This window comes from Streptomyces sp. NPDC054883 (assembly GCF_053610645.1).
The window spans coordinates 390,807-407,135 of sequence record NZ_JBSGYT010000001.1 but is presented as its reverse complement, the minus strand read 5'-3'; the positions used below and the strand labels follow the sequence as shown (position 1 = coordinate 407,135).

General features: G+C 72.7%; 17 protein-coding genes. 11 read left to right on the top strand and 6 right to left on the bottom strand.

Going from position 1 to position 16,329, the window contains the following annotated elements; all coding sequences use genetic code 11:
- Window positions 1-92: 92 nt before the first annotated feature.
- The gene (locus ACWGH1_RS01925; protein WP_453355600.1) at window positions 93-1,055 is read right to left on the bottom strand and encodes a fibronectin type III domain-containing protein; all 963 of its coding nucleotides are present in this window, start codon (window positions 1,053-1,055) and stop codon (window positions 93-95) included.
- Window positions 1,056-1,246: 191 nt separating this feature from the next.
- Between ACWGH1_RS01925 and ACWGH1_RS01920 the strand changes: the two genes are divergently transcribed.
- Window positions 1,247-1,441: a hypothetical protein gene (locus ACWGH1_RS01920; RefSeq protein WP_453355601.1), complete on the top strand. Its 195-nt coding sequence runs from the start codon at window positions 1,247-1,249 to the stop codon at window positions 1,439-1,441.
- 143 nt (window positions 1,442-1,584) lie between these two features.
- Complete coding sequence (locus ACWGH1_RS01915) at window positions 1,585-3,153, top strand: hypothetical protein (protein ID WP_453355602.1); 1,569 nt, start codon at window positions 1,585-1,587, stop codon at window positions 3,151-3,153.
- Between the two features lie 35 nt (window positions 3,154-3,188).
- Here the strand turns inward: ACWGH1_RS01915 and ACWGH1_RS01910 are convergent, their stop codons facing one another.
- Both ACWGH1_RS01910 and ACWGH1_RS01905 read right to left on the bottom strand, forming a co-directional pair.
- Entirely contained in the window at window positions 3,189-3,800 is a 612-nt protein-coding gene (locus tag ACWGH1_RS01910) for a cytochrome b/b6 domain-containing protein (protein WP_453355603.1), read from the bottom strand.
- A complete protein-coding gene (locus tag ACWGH1_RS01905; protein ID WP_453408362.1) occupies window positions 3,784-4,449 on the bottom strand; it encodes a molybdopterin-dependent oxidoreductase in 666 nt (221 codons plus the stop codon). Before ACWGH1_RS01905 ends, ACWGH1_RS01910 begins: the two co-directional genes overlap by 17 nt.
- 620 nt (window positions 4,450-5,069) lie before the next feature.
- Between ACWGH1_RS01905 and ACWGH1_RS01900 the strand changes: the two genes are divergently transcribed.
- The 7 genes from ACWGH1_RS01900 to ACWGH1_RS01870 all read left to right on the top strand — a co-directional run bounded on the left by ACWGH1_RS01900 (window position 5,070) and on the right by ACWGH1_RS01870 (window position 12,232).
- On the top strand, window positions 5,070-5,240 hold the full coding sequence (locus tag ACWGH1_RS01900; protein ID WP_453357215.1) for a hypothetical protein: 171 nt from the start codon (window positions 5,070-5,072) through the stop codon (window positions 5,238-5,240).
- A 249-nt stretch (window positions 5,241-5,489) separates the two neighbouring features.
- Window positions 5,490-5,864, top strand: coding sequence for an SAV_915 family protein (locus tag ACWGH1_RS01895; protein WP_453357216.1), 375 nt, complete (start codon window positions 5,490-5,492; stop codon window positions 5,862-5,864).
- Between the two features lie 46 nt (window positions 5,865-5,910).
- On the top strand, window positions 5,911-7,251 hold the full coding sequence (gene lysA / locus ACWGH1_RS01890) for a diaminopimelate decarboxylase (protein ID WP_453408361.1): 1,341 nt from the start codon (window positions 5,911-5,913) through the stop codon (window positions 7,249-7,251).
- 121 nt (window positions 7,252-7,372) lie between these two features.
- Entirely contained in the window at window positions 7,373-8,896 is a 1,524-nt protein-coding gene (gene exaC, locus ACWGH1_RS01885; protein ID WP_453351917.1) for an acetaldehyde dehydrogenase ExaC, read from the top strand.
- Between the two features lie 231 nt (window positions 8,897-9,127).
- Complete coding sequence (locus tag ACWGH1_RS01880; protein ID WP_453351916.1) at window positions 9,128-9,253, top strand: hypothetical protein; 126 nt, start codon at window positions 9,128-9,130, stop codon at window positions 9,251-9,253.
- Window positions 9,254-9,597: 344 nt separating this feature from the next.
- Window positions 9,598-11,589, top strand: a complete 1,992-nt coding sequence (locus ACWGH1_RS01875; protein ID WP_453351918.1) for a galactose-binding domain-containing protein — start codon at window positions 9,598-9,600, stop codon at window positions 11,587-11,589.
- Between the two features lie 46 nt (window positions 11,590-11,635).
- Complete coding sequence (locus tag ACWGH1_RS01870; RefSeq protein WP_453351915.1) at window positions 11,636-12,232, top strand: TetR/AcrR family transcriptional regulator; 597 nt, start codon at window positions 11,636-11,638, stop codon at window positions 12,230-12,232.
- Window positions 12,233-12,279: 47 nt separating this feature from the next.
- On the opposite strand, the gene ACWGH1_RS01865 is transcribed toward ACWGH1_RS01870, so the two are convergent.
- On the bottom strand, window positions 12,280-13,566 hold the full coding sequence (locus ACWGH1_RS01865; protein WP_453351914.1) for a GAF domain-containing protein: 1,287 nt from the start codon (window positions 13,564-13,566) through the stop codon (window positions 12,280-12,282).
- A gap of 223 nt (window positions 13,567-13,789) precedes the next feature.
- Between ACWGH1_RS01865 and ACWGH1_RS01860 the strand changes: the two genes are divergently transcribed.
- Both ACWGH1_RS01860 and ACWGH1_RS01855 read left to right on the top strand, forming a co-directional pair.
- Window positions 13,790-13,972 carry a hypothetical protein gene (locus ACWGH1_RS01860; RefSeq protein ID WP_453351913.1) on the top strand — a complete coding sequence of 61 codons (183 nt, stop codon included), beginning with the start codon at window positions 13,790-13,792 and terminating at the stop codon, window positions 13,970-13,972.
- Window positions 13,973-14,005: 33 nt separating this feature from the next.
- Entirely contained in the window at window positions 14,006-14,551 is a 546-nt protein-coding gene (locus ACWGH1_RS01855) for an MOSC domain-containing protein (protein WP_453351912.1), read from the top strand.
- Window positions 14,552-14,587: 36 nt separating this feature from the next.
- Here the strand turns inward: ACWGH1_RS01855 and ACWGH1_RS01850 are convergent, their stop codons facing one another.
- Complete coding sequence (locus ACWGH1_RS01850; protein WP_453351911.1) at window positions 14,588-15,385, bottom strand: hypothetical protein; 798 nt, start codon at window positions 15,383-15,385, stop codon at window positions 14,588-14,590.
- Window positions 15,386-15,566: 181 nt separating this feature from the next.
- A complete protein-coding gene (locus ACWGH1_RS01845) occupies window positions 15,567-16,166 on the bottom strand; it encodes a class I SAM-dependent methyltransferase (RefSeq protein WP_453351910.1) in 600 nt (199 codons plus the stop codon).
- Between the last annotated feature and the right edge of the window lie 163 nt (window positions 16,167-16,329).

Below are 16,329 nucleotides of genomic sequence, written 5' to 3'. Positions count from 1 at the left end.
AGTACTCACCGAACACGGATGTATTGTGCGTGATCTTCTTTCGCGGCCGTGCCGTTCGCGTCGGAATCACCACCGGATCTCAAGGGGACCGCTCAGCCGGCGAGGACGATCCGCCGCTCGGGCGTGAAGGCGCCCCAGTTGCCGTCGGGCAGTCTGGCCCGCAGTTTCAGCGACCAGGGCGTCCCCGCCGGCTCGGTCACCGTCAGCCGGTGCTCCACCGTGCCGCGGGGAACGGCGCCGGCCCCGAACTGGATGACGGTGACGGGCTGTCCGTTGACGTAGAGCTGGTACTCGGAGGTCTCGTGCCCGGTGCCGGGAGCGGTCCAGGACAGGGTGACCGCGCCCGGGGAGGGGACCGCCGTGAAGTCGGAGGGCGCCGTGTCCGGCCCCTGCCCCGGGTCGGCGGCCGTGGTCACCTCGGCGACCGGGCCGTCCGGGGAGGCGTTGTCGGCCCCGTCCCGGGCCCGGACGGTGAACTCGTAACGGGTACCGGGCTGGAGGCCGGTCAGCGTGGTGGAGGTCCGGTCCGGGCCGGCCGTGTGGATGCGGACCCCGCCCTGGTAGACGTCGTAGGCCGTCACTCCCGTGTCGTCGCTCGCCGGCGCCCAGGTCAGCCGGGCCGCCCGGGGGCCGTCGGCGCGGCCGGTGGTGGCTGCCGGGGCGGTGGGGGGCCGGTTGTCCGCCGCCCGCGCGGCCGGAGTGGTGACCCGGGCCGCCGCACTGAGGGCTGAGCGGTGTCCCGCGGCGTCCTTGGCCCGGACGGTGAAGGCGTAGGCGGTCAGCGGGCTGAGCCCGGTGACGTCCACCATCGTCTTGTCGGCGGGCAGGTCCCGGATCAATCGGTCCGCCTGGAACAGCTGGTAGCCCGTGACCGGGGTGCCCCCCTCGGCCGCTTCCCACATCACGTGGACGGAAGTGGCGCTGCCGGCCTGCGCGGTGATGCCGACCGGGGCGCCCGGCGGTTCGGCCCCGCCACCCGAGCAGCCGGCCAGGGCCAGACAGAGGCAGAGCGCGGCGGTGGTCCGCCCCAGGGGGTGTCGCGCGGGATCTCGCACGGGAAGCGCCTTCCGCCGCAGGCCTCGTAAAGGTCTAGACATATATGGCACGGCCTGCCCGGGCCGGGCAAGTCCCGCGCGCCACCCGCCCGCGGCGGGTCACACAGGGTCAACACCCGTACGGCGGACACCGGTTTCGCCCGCCGGGCCCTGCGATTGCGCCACCATGGCGGCGCCCGAAGGAGGTTTCGATGGTGATTTCCCTCTCCGTGATCGTCCTGCTCCTCGTCCTCGCGTGGATCTTCCTGCACGGCGGCGGCCTCAAGGTCTCCCACGCCCTCGTCTGTGTCCTGCTCGGCTTCTACCTCGCGAGCAGCAGCATCGCCGCGACCATCCACAGCGGTCTCGAAGCCACGGCGAGCGTCGTCTCCGGCCTCAACCCCTGAACCGCGCAGGGCGTCCGCCTGTTGCGCGTTCGTGAAGCATCCGGCTCCTCCATGGACTCCTCCAACGGTTCGGCCTAGCGTCTGGCGGCGGCGCGATATCAGACGTGGTGTCAGCAGAACCGACAGGAATGGAGGAAGTCCGGATGTTCCGAAGAGCGCTGAACTGCGCCGTGATCCCCGCCGTCGCCGTCTTCGTGGCGATGTACGGGATCTCCCCGGCGCAGGCGGAGGAGATACCCAAGGCCCCCGGCCACCGCCTGGTCAGCCAGTACGACGGCAGTCCGGCCGCCGCCGTGCCGCTGCCCGGCGACGCCCCGCCGCAGCACCCCTACCTCGCGCCCAACGGCCGCAGCGGCATGCACTCCGACGCCGTCGGCAGTGCCACCTCGCCCTGGTCCGGCCCCCTCGGCAGGAACCCGAAGGTGACCAGCGAGAAGATCGCCGCTCTCGGCGGCGAATGCGCCACCGCCACCTTCGACACGGGCGGCCGGCTGGTCACCGTCTGCGGCACCTTCTCCGGCTTCAAGGTCAAACTCCTCGACCCGCGGACCCTGGCCACCCTCGCCGAGCACCAGTTGCCGCAGCGCTCCTCCACCGTCGAGGCGATCACCTCCCTCGACTTCTCGAAGATCTTCAAGGACACCTCGGGCGGCGCCTACTTCTACCTGGACGACCAGGACCGGGCCGTGCTGGCCGACTCCCGCCAGCACGTCCTGCGCCTCGCCCACTCCCAGAACGCCGACGGCACCTGGAAGTTCACCGTCGACGCCGACTGGGACCTCACCGGCCACGTCCCGCACGACTGCGTCGGCTGGACCAACCTCTGGCCCAGCGGCACCTGTGACCCGGTCACCTCCGTGATGCCCGACTGGACCGGCCGCATCTGGTGGGTCACCCGCCAGGGCCGCGTGGGCACCGTGGACCCGGCGACCGCACGGATCCGCTCCGTCCGCCTGGACGGCGAGGAGATCCAGAACTCCTTCTCGGTCGCCGAGGACGGGGTCTCCATCGTCACCGACCACGCGCTGTACAGCTTCCGGGCCGCCGCCGACGGCACCCCCGAGACCCAGTGGCGCCAGACCTACGACCGCGGTACCGGGACCAAACCCGGCTCCGTCAACCAGGGATCCGGCACCACCCCCGACCTCTTCGGTGACGGCTACGTCGCCATCACGGACAACGCCGACGACCGGATGAACGTACTGGTCTACAGGCGAGGTGTGGACGTCCCGGCGGACCGGCGGCTGGTCTGCAAGGTCCCGGTGTTCGGCTCCGGCGCCTCCACCACCGACAACTCCCTGATCACCTGGGGCAACAGCATCGTCGTCGAGAACAACTACGGTTACGAGAACCCCACCAGCCTGCTGCTCGGCAAGTCGGTCGTGGGCGGAGTCAGCCGGATCGACGTGCGGCCCGGCGGAAGCGGCTGCGACACGGTCTGGCAGAGCGCCGTCCGCTCGCCCTCCGTCGTACCCAAGCTGTCCACCGGCAACGGGCTGCTCTACTTCTACGAGAAGGAGCCCAACGCCTGGGGCATCGACGCCTGGTACCTCACCGCGGTCGACTTCCGCACCGGCGAGCGCCGCTGGCGCCGGCTGACGGGTACCGGGCCCCTGTACGACAACAACTGGGCGCCGATCACGCTCGGTCCCGACGGTACGGCCTACGTCGGCGTGTTCAACGGCATCGTCGCCGTACGCGACGACGGCTGACGGGCCCGGGCGGCGGGTGGCCCGAGCGCCGCCCGTCACCCGCCGTGCCGCCAGAGCGGATGCTCGCGCTCCGCCCACCGCCGGTCGACGGAGCCCGTGCGCAGGCCGCGCCGGGCCTCCGGATCGCGCAGGGCCATCCCGATGTGCCCGGCGAGGACGATGCCCAGGGTCAGGGCGAGCCAGTCGTGGACGAAGGTGGCGCCGGTGCGCAGCACCAGCGGGGCGAGGCCGGTCAGCCACATCAGCAGCCCGGTGCCCAGCATCACCAGGACCGCCCCGGCCAGCCAGCCCGCGTACACCTTCTGCCCGGCGTTGAACTTCCCCGCGGGCCGGTCCGTGCCCCTCCCGAGGGCGCTGCGCAGCCAGACCCGGTCGTGCGGCCCGAACCGGCCGAGGCGTCCGAGGTCGGCGCGCAGGGCTCGGGACGCCAGGCCGAGCAGGACCGGGACCACCAGCAGCGCCCCCGACCACTCGTGGACCGTGACCACAAGATGGCGGCGCCCCACCAGCTCCGCGAGCGGCGCCAGGTAGAGGCACCCGGCGGACGCCACGCACACGCCCGTCAGGGCCGCCGTGGCCCGGTGCACCCAGCGCTGGGACCCGCCGAACCGGCGTACCCGCTCGGGCCGTTCAGACAGTGGGGGCATCGTCGCGTCCGTTCGATGTGCCGACCCACGCGTCGACGTCGTAGCCGAGCCGCTCCCAGTATCCCGGCTCCACCTCGTCGGTGACGGTGATGCCCGAGAGCCACTTCGCGGACTTGTAGAAGTACATGGGGGCCACGTACAGCCGCGCCGGTCCGCCGTGGGAGTGGCTCAGCGGCTCGTCCTGCATCCGCAGGGCCACCATGACGTCGTCCCGCCGGGCCTGCGGGAGCGTGAGGCTCTCGGTGTAGGCGCCGTCGAAACAGCTGAACCGGATGGCCCGCGCCTGGGGCCGCACCCCGGCCGCGTCCAGCAGCCGTGACACCGGAACCCCCTCGAAAGCGGTGCCCGGCACGCGCCAGCCGGTCACGCACTGGACGTCCCGGACCACGCGGGTCTGCGGGAGCCGGCGCAGCGCGTCGAGGTCGTACGCGGCCGGTCGCTCGACCAGCCCGTCCACTGTCAGGCGGTAGTTCGCCGGGCCGCGTTCGGGAACGGAGGAGGCGACCGAGTAGTACCGGAACCCGCCGCCGTTCGGCAGCAGCCCCGTGAGCCCCGTCGGATCCTTGTCGGCGGCCGCGCCGAGCGCGGATTCGACCCCGCGCTGCAGGACGGGCGCGGCCAGCAGCCCGGCCGCGCCGAGCCCGACCATGCCGAGGACCAGCCGTCGGCCGACCGGTGTGCCGGTCGCGTCGGGGTCGGGGTCGGTTTCGGGTGGCGGCGGGCCGGTCCGGTCTGTACTCACGCGCCGATTGGACCACCGAAGGGCGCCCGCCACCAGGGGAAACGGCGTGCCGTCAGACTTCCGTCACATCCTCACGCCGTCCTGTCCACGAAGTCGCAGATGCTACCTGAGGGCGCCGACGTATGCCGTAGATGCGGTGTGAAAAGCCTGTAAGAGTCCGCAGGTGCAATGCTGCTGAGGGCGGCGAACCGGCCGTTCCGTATCCGGCCCCACCATCCCGGGGCCCCTCCCCGCGGACCGGCACACCGGCTCGGCCGCCCTCGCCGTCGGCGTTCGGCACTTCCCGCGGGCACGGCGCTTCCGCACCAGCCGCCGCCCCGCGTTCCCCGCCGCGCATCCCACAAGGGAGACTCCATGACCAAGGCGCTTCTGCTCCACCGCGTCACCGGGAAGGCGCTCGTCATCGGCGCCGCACTGGCCCTGGCCGTACCGGCGAGCGCGTACGCCAACACCGTGGGCGTGACCGTCAAGGCGCCCGGAGCCACTTCCGGGCCGGCCGCCGCCTTCGCCGAGGCGCGGACGCGTCGGTGTGCGGCGGCAACCGGATCACGGGCCCCGTCAGCCTGGACGCCAACACCGGCGGAGGGGTGTTCCAGGGCAACCAGGTCACCGGCCCCCTGCGCTGCGAGGGCAACGCTCCGGCCCCGCGCCAGGCGGACAACACCGTCGCCGGGCCCCGGTCCGGCCAGTGCCGCTGAGCCGGAACGGCTCGGGGCGACGCGGACGAGGTCCTGCCGGGGAGGGGCCGACGCCCCGCCCGGCGGGGTGGGACCCGCCGACGCGGCGGGCCCCGTAAGGAGTCCGTCAACGCCGGGCCGCTGCCCGTCAGCGTCGCGTCAGGAGGCGCCACGGCCCCGGGCGGCCCGCATAGCGTCGAGGACACGCCCCGGACCGCCTCCCCGCGCCGGGGCGCCAGTCCACACCGAGGGTCCTCCAGGAGGTAACCCATGGCAGCGCTGTCGTACGGCAAAGACCCCGAACCCTGCGAACGCGTCCCGGCCGGACCGCTCTGCGTTCCCGTCCGGCCGGGACTCGCGGGACATGCGGCCCGTACCTTCCGCACGCCCCTCGGCGGCCGTACCGCCGTCGGCTTCACCACCCCGGACCGGCTGGCCGCCACCCTCGGCCCCGACCAGCCCTGGATCCGGCTCGCCGAACCCGCGCTGCGGGCGCTGGTACGGCCGCTCGGCATCACCACCGTCACGGTGGACCCGCAGCTGTGCATCCCGCGCTCCGCACCGCCGCGCCCCGCGTGCGGCGCGGCCCCGGCTCCCGCACACGCCGGACCCGTCGGGGCGGCCCCCGCCCTGCGGACCGGCTGACAGCGCGCACGCGGAGAAGGGAACCCATGCCATGACCACCCACGCCATGACCACCCTGCACGTGCCGCCGGGCACCGTTGCGGCCGCGCCGGACGACCTGTCGGTGTGGCCCGCCTCGGCCGCCGCGCTCCCCGACGGCGGCGTCAGCGTCGCCGCGGTCGCGCTCACCGAGGTCGCCGAACGCTTCGGCACCCCGGCCTACGTCCTGGACGAGGGCGAGGTCCGCGAGCGCTGCCGCCGCTACCGCCGGGCCTTCCCGGACGCCGAAGTCCTCTACGCCGCGAAGGCCTTCCTCTGCCGCGCCATGGTCCGCTGGGTCGACGAAGAGGGCCTCGGCCTCGACGTCTGCTCGGCCGGTGAGCTGGAACTCGCCGTCACCGCCGGATTCCCGCCCGAGCGGATCACCCTGCACGGCAACGCCAAGTCCCCGCAGGACATGGCAGCCGCCCTGCGGCTCGGAGTCGGCCGCATCGTCATCGACAGCGCGTCCGAGATCGCCCGGCTGGCCGCCGCCGTCGGACCGCGGGGGCGCCAGCGGGTGATGGTGCGCATCGCCCCCGGCATCTCGGCCGGCGGCCACGAGAAGGTCCGTACGGGCACCGACGACCAGAAGTTCGGCCTGTCCCTCGCGGACGGCTCCGCCCAGCACGCCATCGCCAGGATCCTCACCCAGCCGCAACTGGAACTGACCGGCCCGCACTGCCACCTGGGGTCGCAGATCACCTCCGTCAAGCCGTACCTCGCCGCCGTCCGCCGGATGGTCGGCCTGATCGCCCGGATCCGGGACACCCACGGGGTCGTACTGCCCGAGCTCGACATGGGCGGCGGGCACGGCGTCGCCTACCGCCCCGGCGAGGCGGCCCTCGACCTCGGCGCGCTGGCCGGCCGGATGCGCAGCGAACTCGCCGCGAGCTGCGCGGCCGCCCGGCTGCCCGTGCCCCGGCTGACCGTGGAACCGGGCCGGGCGGTGGCCGGGCCCGCCGGAATCGCGCTCTACCGGGTACTCGCCGTCAAGCGCACCGGTGAGCACGTGTTCGTCGCCGTCGACGGTGGCATGAGCGACAACCCACGGCCCGCCCTGTACGGAGTGCGGTACGCGCCCCGGCTGATCGGACGCCGTTCGGCCGCCCCGCCGGGGCGGGTGACGGTGGTGGGCCGGCACTGCGAAGCCGGTGACGTGCTCGCCGCCGACACCGACCTCCCCGCGGACGTCCGCCCCGGCGACCTGCTCGCCGTGCCGGTGGCCGGTGCCTACCACCTTTCGATGGCCTCCGGCTACAACCTGGTCGGGCGGCCACCGGTGATCGCCGTCGCCGACGGCCGGGCCCGGCTCCTCGTGCGGCGCGAGTCGCTCGACGACTTCCGGGCCCGCGACATCGGCCTCTGAACGGTACGCGGGAGCGGTCGGCGACGTCGTCGGGGCGTGCAACCTCGGCGCAACCTCCCCGCTCCTAGCCTTCCCCCGAGCGCCGGCCGACGGCGGCCGGCGCCCGGCAAGGGGAGGAACCATGGCCCGTTACGCTGCGCCCGGTACCGAAGGCGCGCTCATGTCGTACGCGTCGCGCTACGACCACTTCATCGGCGGCGCGTACGTACCGCCCGCCCGGGGCGGTTACTTCGCCAACCCCTCGCCCGTCAACGGCGAGACGTTCACCGAGGTCGCGCGCGGCACCGCCGAGGACGTGGAGCGCGCCCTGGACGCGGCGCACGCCGCCGCGCCCGCCTGGGGCCGCACCTCGGTCACCGAACGCTCCGCGGTCCTGCTGCGCATGGCGGACCGGATGGAGCAGCACCTGGAGGCGCTCGCGGTCGCGGAGACCTGGGAGAACGGCAAGCCGGTCCGCGAGACGCTCGCCGCCGACCTGCCGTTGGCCATCGACCAGTTCCGGTACTTCGCGGGTGCGCTGCGCGCCCAGGAAGGGGCGCTCAGCCAGCTCGACGAGGATACGGTCGCCTACCACTTCCACGAACCGCTCGGCGTGGTCGCCCAGATCATCCCGTGGAACTTCCCCCTCCTGATGGCGGTGTGGAAGCTGGCGCCGGCGCTGGCGGCCGGGAACACGGTGGTGCTCAAGCCGGCGGAACAGACACCAGCCTCGGTGCACTACTGGCTGAGCCTGGTGTCGGACCTGCTGCCGCCGGGTGTGGTCAACGTCGTCAACGGCTTCGGCGAGGAGGCCGGCAAACCGCTCGCCTCCAGCCCGCGCGTGGCGAAGGTGGCCTTCACGGGGGAGACCTCCACCGGCCGGCTGATCATGAAGTACGCGGCGGAGCACCTCAAGCCGGTCACCCTGGAGCTCGGGGGCAAGAGCCCCAACCTGTTCTTCGACGACATCTGGTCGACGGACGACGACCTGCGCGACAAGGCGCTGGAAGGTTTCACCATGTTCGCCCTCAACCAGGGCGAGGTGTGCACCAGCCCCTCCCGCGCGCTGATCGAGCGCGGGCGTTACGGGGACTTCCTCGACGCGGCCGTCGCCCGTACGGAACTGATCGTGCCGGGGCACCCCCTCGACACCGGGACGATGATCGGAGCGCAGGCATCTGAGGAGCAGCTGCGGAAAGTCCTGTCGTACGTGGAGATCGGCCGGCAGGAGGGAGCGAAGATCCTGACGGGCGGCGAGCGGGTCGAACACGACGGCGAGTTGGCGGGCGGCTTCTACGTCCAGCCGACGATCTTCGAGGGGGACAACCGGATGCGGATCTTCCAGGAGGAGATCTTCGGGCCGGTGGTGTCCGTGACGTCCTTCCACGACTTCGACGACGCCGTACGGATCGCCAACGACACGGCGTACGGTCTGGGCGCCGGAGTCTGGACCCGCGACATCAACACCGCCTACCGGGCCGGCCGCGCCATCCAGGCCGGCCGGGTCTGGACGAACTGCTACCACGCCTATCCCGCCCACGCGGCGTTCGGCGGCTACAAGCAGTCCGGCATCGGCCGCGAAACGCACAAGATGATGCTGGAGCACTACCAGCAGACCAAGAACATGCTGGTCAGCTACTCCCCGAAGAAGCTCGGCTTCTTCTGAGACGTCCCTTCTCAGGGTGTGAGCTCCGGTTGAACCGCCCATGGCGGATCTCACGGAGCAGCTGATCCGGACGCGTTGTGAGTCCTGCTGGGGGCGTGGTGCCCATGGAGGTGCTGCGCCCGCGGGGCGGGGCCGGCTTCGGGCGGGGAGCATCCCTCTTCGGCTGCCACTGCCTGGTGACCTCCTCAAAGCCTGAGCCGGTCCTGCTGCACGTCGAAGCAGACCAGTCCCATGGACTCCGCCACGGTTGCCGCGCAGGCCGACGCTTCCTCGGCCTTGCTCCACCGCATCGGGAAGCGGATCAGCGGACCGCTGGCCTCAGCGATCGACGGACTGCTCGACCGGGGCGAGGTCTGACGAAGCCCGAAGCCGGACTTCCGGCCGGTGACGCTCCCCAGGAGCTGACGATCCGGGACCCGCGCGCCTCCCGGTGCCGGCGGCCGCTTCCGGATCCGCCGCGAAAGGGGTGGACCGGGGTACGCGGCCGCCCGGAGCCCAGCGGACCCGACGGGTCGTCAGGTCAAACGTCCCGGACCCTTGACTCTTGTGGCCGCAGTCGGGATCCTCTGGGCACCTTGCGCGGGACATGACATTCAACCCGCCGTCCGCCGACCGGAGACATGGTGATGGCCGTGACCCGACAGCCGCACATCGGAGGCAGGCCGATCGCGGTCCTGTCCTTACTCATCGCCATGCTCGCCATGGTCCTCGGTCCCACCCAGGGGGCCGCCGCGGCCGACCCCAACTGGTGGGACCCCGTCGCCCGCCCGGCACCGGACTCCGGGATCAACGTCACCGGCGAGCCCTTCAAGGGCACGGACGCGCAGGGCAACGTACGCGGCTTCGTCGACGCCCACGACCACATCATGTCCAACGAGGGCTTCGGCGGCCGCCTGATCTGCGGCAAGCCCTTCTCCGACCTCGGCGTCGCCGACGCCCTCAAGGACTGCCCCGAGCACTATCCCGACGGCTCCCTCGCCGTCTTCGACTTCATCACCAAGGGCGGCGACGGCAAGCACGATCCCGTCGGCTGGCCCACCTTCAAGGACTGGCCCGCACACGACTCGCTGACCCACCAGCAGAACTACTACGCCTGGATCGAACGCGCCTGGCGCGGCGGCCAGCGGGTGCTCGTCAACGACCTCGTCACCAACGGAGTCATCTGCTCGGTCTACTTCTTCAAGGACCGCGGCTGTGACGAGATGGCCGCCATCCGTCTCGAAGCGCAGAAGTCGTACGACATGCAGGCCTTCATCGACAAGATGTACGGCGGCCCGGGCAAGGGCTGGTTCCGGATCGTCACCGACTCCGCCCAGGCCCGCGACGTCGTCAAACAGGGCAAGCTCGCCGTCGTCCTCGGCGTCGAGACCTCCGAGCCGTTCGGCTGCAAGCAGATCCTCGACGTCGCCCAGTGCAGCAAGGAAGACGTCGACCGGGGCCTCGACGAGCTCTACCGCCTCGGCGTCCGCAGCATGTTCCTCTGCCACAAGTTCGACAACGCCCTCTGCGGCGTGCGCTTCGACGAAGGCGCCCTCGGCACGGCCATCAACGTCGGGCAGTTCCTGTCGACCGGCACCTTCTGGCAGACCGAGAAGTGCGCAGGCCCACAGCACGACAACCCCATCGGCCTCGCCCCGGCGCCGCAGGCGCAGAGCGAACTGCCGCCCGGCGTCACCGTTCCCGCCTACGCGGCAGACGCCCAGTGCAACACCCGGGGACTGACGGCACTCGGCGAGTACGCGGTGCGCGGCATGATGAAACGCAAGATGATGCTCGAAGTCGACCACATGAGCGTCAAGGCCGCCGGGCAGGCCTTCGACATCCTGGAGACCGAGTCCTACCCGGGCGTGATCTCCTCGCACAGCTGGATGGACCTCGGCTGGACCGAGCGGCTCTACAAGCTCGGCGGCTTCGCCGCCCAGTACATGAACGGCTCCGAAGGCTTCAGCGCGGAGGCGCAGCGGACCAAGGCGCTGCGCGAGAAGTACCACGTCGGCTACGGCTACGGCACCGACATGAACGGCGTCGGCGGCTGGCCCGGCCCGCGCGGCGCGAACACTCCGAACCCCGTCGCGTACCCGTTCCGCAGCACCGACGGCGGTTCCGTCATCGACCGGCAGACCGCCGGACAGCGCACCTGGGACCTCAACACCGACGGAGCCGCCCACTACGGTCTGGTCCCCGACTGGATCGAGGACATCCGGATCGTCGGCGGCCAGGGCGTCGTGGACGACCTCTTCCGCGGCGCCGAATCGTATCTCCGTACGTGGGGGGCGTCCGAGCACCACCAGGCCGGGGTCAACCTGGCGGCGGGTGCGGCGGCGACGGCCAGCGCCTCCGAGTGGAACCCGTTCACCAGCTACGCACCCGGCCGTGCGGTCGACGGCGACCGGGGAACCCGCTGGGCCAGCGACTGGAGCGACGACCAGTGGCTCGGCATCGACCTGGGCTCCTCGAAGCTCGTCAAGCGGGTCACGCTGGACTGGGAACGCGCCTACGGCCGGGCCTACCGCATCGAGACCTCCGCCGACGGCGCCAACTGGCAGACGGTCTGGTCCACCACCACCGGTGACGGCGGCCTGGACACCGCCCAGTTCGCCGGGGTCCCGGCCCGCTACGTGCGCATCCACGGGCAGGCCCGCGGCACGCAGTGGGGCTACTCGCTCAACGAGGCCGGCGTCTACAGCAGCTGACCGCGCGCGGCACGCGTCCCGGCGAACGCGTACGAAAGGAACACGCATGGGACGCATGCCCCTGGCCGACCGGCGACGCCAGCTGACCGAGGCGGCGATCCGGGCGATGACCCGCGACGGCGTCGCCCGGACGACCACCCGCTCCATCGCCGCCGAGGCCGGGCTGTCCCTGAGCGTCTTCCACTACTGCTTCGACTCCAAGCAGGCCCTGCTCGAATCCGTCATCGAGACGATCACCGAACACTGCATCCGGGTGGTCCGGGAGGCGCTCCGCCCCCGGGCCACCCTCCACGAAACCATCCGGGCCGGCTTCCAGGCCTACTGGGACCACGTGGTGGCCCATCCCGGCGAGCACATGCTCACCTACGAACTCACCCAGTACGCCGTGCGCCAGCCCGGCTTCGGCCACCTGGCGCGAAGGCAGTACCAGCTGTACTCCGACACCTACGGCGAGCTCATCCGACAGCTCGCCGCCGCCATGGACTTCGAACTCGGCGTCCCGACCGAGGTCCTCGCACGGTACCTGGCCGCCATGACGGACGGACTGACCCTGAACTTCCTCGCCCTCGGGGACGACAAGGCCGCCGCGGAGATCCTGGACATGATCACCGACCACGTCACCGGACTGGTGCGCGACGCCTGAGCGGACCCCGGACCCCGGACCCCGGACCCCGGCGCTCCCGCGGGCCCTCACCCTGCCGTCCGGGGACGCCGATGCGCCGGTGCGGCGGACAGCTCGCGGTCCAGCGACCGTACGAGGGCCAGCGCGGCCGGGCGACCCTCGGCGGGCAGCACCCCGGCCAGCGCCCGCCACACCTCCGGGTCGTCCGCGCCCCACGGACTGCACACCCAGTCGGCCAGCAGCCCCGCGTCCGCCCGGGCGATCACCGCGGCCCGCGCCTGTTCCTCGATCCGGTGCCGCAGCCGGGTGATCCCGGGGGAGGTGGAGGACGGCAGCAGCGGCCCCGGGTACCGGGACAGGGCGGCCGAGACGGCGCCGGTCGCCAGCTGCCGGGTCACGGTGGTGAAATCGGCCTCCAGCGCCGCGGCCGTCCGGTACGGGCGGGACAGCAGGTTCCGCGCACCCCACAGGCCCCGCAGCCGGGAGACCTCCGCGCGCAGCGTGACCGCCGACACCGACTCGTCCTCGTACAGGGCGACCGCCAGCTCCTCGCCGGACAGCCCCTCGGGGTGGTGGGCCAGCAGCGCCGTGATCTCGCTGTGCCGGCGGCCGAGCGGGATCCGGCGGCCACCGCTGACCAGCAGCGCCTCGTCCCGGCCCAGTGCGGTCAGGGTGTCCGGAGCCGCCCGCGGACCCGGCTCCAGCAGGGCCGGCTGGGCTTCCGCCGCGCGGGCCACCGCCTGTACGAACGCCAGTGAATGCGGATGGGCCAGCCCGTCCCCGCCCGTGATGTCCACGGCGCCGAGCAGCGCGCCCGTCCGGGGGTCCCGCACGGGGGCCGCCGCGCAGGTCCATGGGTGCACGCGGCGGTTGAAGTGTTCGGCCCCGAAGACCTGGACGGGTTCCCCGGCCGCGACCGCCGTCCCGGGCGCGTTGGTTCCCATCGCCGCCTCCGCCCAGTGCGCGCCGGGGACGAAGCCGAGCAGCTCGGCCCGGCGGAGGGTGCCCGGTTCGCCCTCCACCCAGAGCAGCGTGCCCCGCGCATCGCAGACCGCCAGCAGGTGCGCGCCGTACGCGGCGAAGGCCCCCACCAGCTCCCGGACCACCGGCATCACCCGGGCCAGCGGGTGCTGGTCGCGGTACGAGCGCAGCTCCGCCTCCGCCAGGTCCACCCGCGGGGCGCACTCCGGGCTCACCCCGGCCCGGGCGCAGCGCCGCCAGGACTTCGCGATCACCGCCCGGACGGGCGGCTCGACCCGGCCGTCCAGGGTGAAGGCGTCATGGGCCCGGAGCAGCACCCGGGCCCGCTCCGCGGGGTCGGTCCCGCCCGGCAGCGCCACCGACGGACCGCCCATGTCACCCTCCCCTGGTGCCGCCGTAGCCGGAGCTCCGCATCCACCGTAGTGCCCCTGTCGCGGCGCCGGTCCGGCGCCGGGGATCTGTCCGGAAGGCGGTGCGCGGGGCACCCGCCGTGGCCGGGAACACGCCTTCGGGCGGGGACGGATCGCGGCCGGGAACGCGTGGCGGTGGTCACGCGTTGAAGGGGGCAGTGGTCGACGCAGAAGGAGGTGTCCGCAGATGTCCACAGGCGGAAAGGTCGCGGTTGCCGGAGTGGTGGCAGCCATCGTGCTGTTCGCCACGGTCGGATTCTGGGCCGGGCTCCTGGTCCTGATCGGGGTGCCCGCCCTGGCGTACTTCATGCTGGACTCCTCTCAGCGGCGTCGGCTCCGGGGCGTATCCAGGAAGCAGATCGGCCGCTGACGGCGGCCAGGGGGGGCGTACAGGGACATGTACATGGAGAGCGCGCGGGTTACGGCGGTCAGCAGCAACGGCGTCTACTCGTTCACCAAGCCCCGGCGGGAGAGCATCACACTGCTCGCCGGGCTCGGCGTCGAGGGAGACGTACACGCCGGGATCACCGTCAAGCACCGTTCACGGGTGGCACAGGATCCGACCCAGCCGAACCTGCGGCAGGTCCACCTGATCCACCGGGAGCTGTTCGACGAGGTCGCCGGATCCGGCTTCGCCGTCGGGCCGGGCCAGCTCGGCGAGAACGTGACCACGGAGGGCATAGACCTCCTCGGTCTGCCCGTCGGGACCCTGCTGCGCCTCGGCGAGGAGGCGGTCGTCGAAGTGACCGGCCTGCGCAATCCGTGCCTGCAGATCGACAACTTCCGGCGCGGGCTGCTCAAGCAGGTCGTCGGCCGGGACGAGGCGGGCCGCCCGGTCCTCAAGGCCGGCGTCATGGGTGTGGTCCGGCACGGCGGTACCGTCCGTGCGGGCGACCCCATAGCCGTCACCCTGCCGCCCTCCCCGCACATCCCGCTCGAACGCGTCTGACGGACGGGCGCCCGGAGGCGGATCCCTCGCGGGCCCTCAGACGGGCCGCACCGCGATGCGGTTCAGCGCCACCAGCAAGCCTGGCAGCGCGGGCAGCCCCGGGCGGTCGGGGTAGCCCTCGCGCGGGACCGCCAGTACCTCGCCCGGCTCGTCGTCGAGCAGGACGAACGCCGCCTCGCCGGTGCGTGCCACCAGCGACCAGCCGGGCCCGTCCGCCCGGAGGGTCCGCGCGCCCTCCTCAGCGAAGGAGGACCGCACCCTGCCGGGCGGTGGCGCCTGCTCCACGTAGCCCGCCGCCTCCTTCAGGGCCCGGGCCAGCCCCGGGTGTGCTGCGGCGGCCGCCCCGCCGTCCGTCGCGGCCCGCTCGCGCCAGTCGGCCCAGTCCCGGGCGATCTGGTCGGCGCCCAAACGCCGCTGTACCGGCCCCCACAGCTCCGCCGAGGGCGGGGCCAGCGGCACCCGCCCGGTGCCGTCCGCGCCCTGCTCGGGATCGTGCGGCGCGGGAAGGCCGGAGGCGGAGACCGTCAGCTCCAGCGGCCAGCCCGCCAGCGAGACCACTATGGTGCGCTCGTCGGGGGACAGGTCGTACTCCATCCCGCAGTCCCAGGAGGCGATCGCGGTGGCCACCAGCGCGACGTCGTCCACGACGACCGTCCAGCGTGCGCCTTCCTCGTCCTGCCCGAGCACCAGCCCGTACCCGTCCGCGACCGGCTGCACGCCCAGGAGCGCGCACGCCTCGGGGAAGTCGTCGCCGAGAACGGCCGGGAACTGGGTCGGGGTCACCAGCACGGCTGTCAGCACGTACAGCGAACCCCCGTCCTCCGCTTCTGACACGTGGCCTCCTCCCGATCCGGTCGCTCGCTCGTCGGCGCACCTTAACCACTGGGTAACTCACCCGTCGAGAGTCGGCGGCCGTCGAATTTCAAGCTGCTCAGGCGAGTGGCGCGGGAGGCCGGCCGGGGCTGCCCCCGCGGTCGCGTGCCCACGTACCGCATCCACGACGCCGGGTGCGGGATCAGGGGCGGCGGGCGGCCAGCACCAGGAAACGGTCGTCCTCGTCGGCGTACGAGGTCAGCTCCCAGCCGGCCGCGGAAAGCAGCGGGCCCAGGTTCGGCGCGGCCCGCAGGTCGTCCGGGGTCAGTTCGCGACCGTGGCGCGCGGCCAGCGCCGCCCGCCCGATCGGATGGAACAGCGCGAGGAGCCCACCGGGGCGGACCACACGGGCGAGCTCGCGCAGGCCCGACTCCGGATCGGGCAGGTGCGCGATCAGGCCGGCGGCGAACACCGCGTCCAGCACCCCGTCACGCAACGGAAGCCGGGCGACGTCCGTGAGCAGCAGCCACGCGTCGTCGCCCCGGCCGGCCTGCCGCGCGGCGGTGAGCATCCGCGGGGTGAGATCCGCGCCGATCACCGCCCCCGACGGTCCGACGGCCGCGCGCAGCGCGGGCAGCGCCCGCCCGGTGCCGCAGCCCGCGTCGAGCACCCGGTCTCCCGGCCGCAGGCCGAACTCGGCCACGGCACGCGCGAAGGCCGGGCCGTCCCCGGGGAACTTGCGGTCCCAGTCCGCGGCGCGCGCCCCGAAGAACTCCTGGACATGCGTGTGGTCTTCGCTCATGAGCCCATGATCTCCCAGCTGTGCGCCGAGCGGGTCCCGTCCGCGCTGGGTCCGTGGACAAGGTGACATGCGGCCTGATCGAAGACGAACGTAGCTCTGTCATATTCCAGCAGTTCCAGCGGCTTTCGAAATGCGCCCCTTGTTCGCGACCTCACCCGCACTA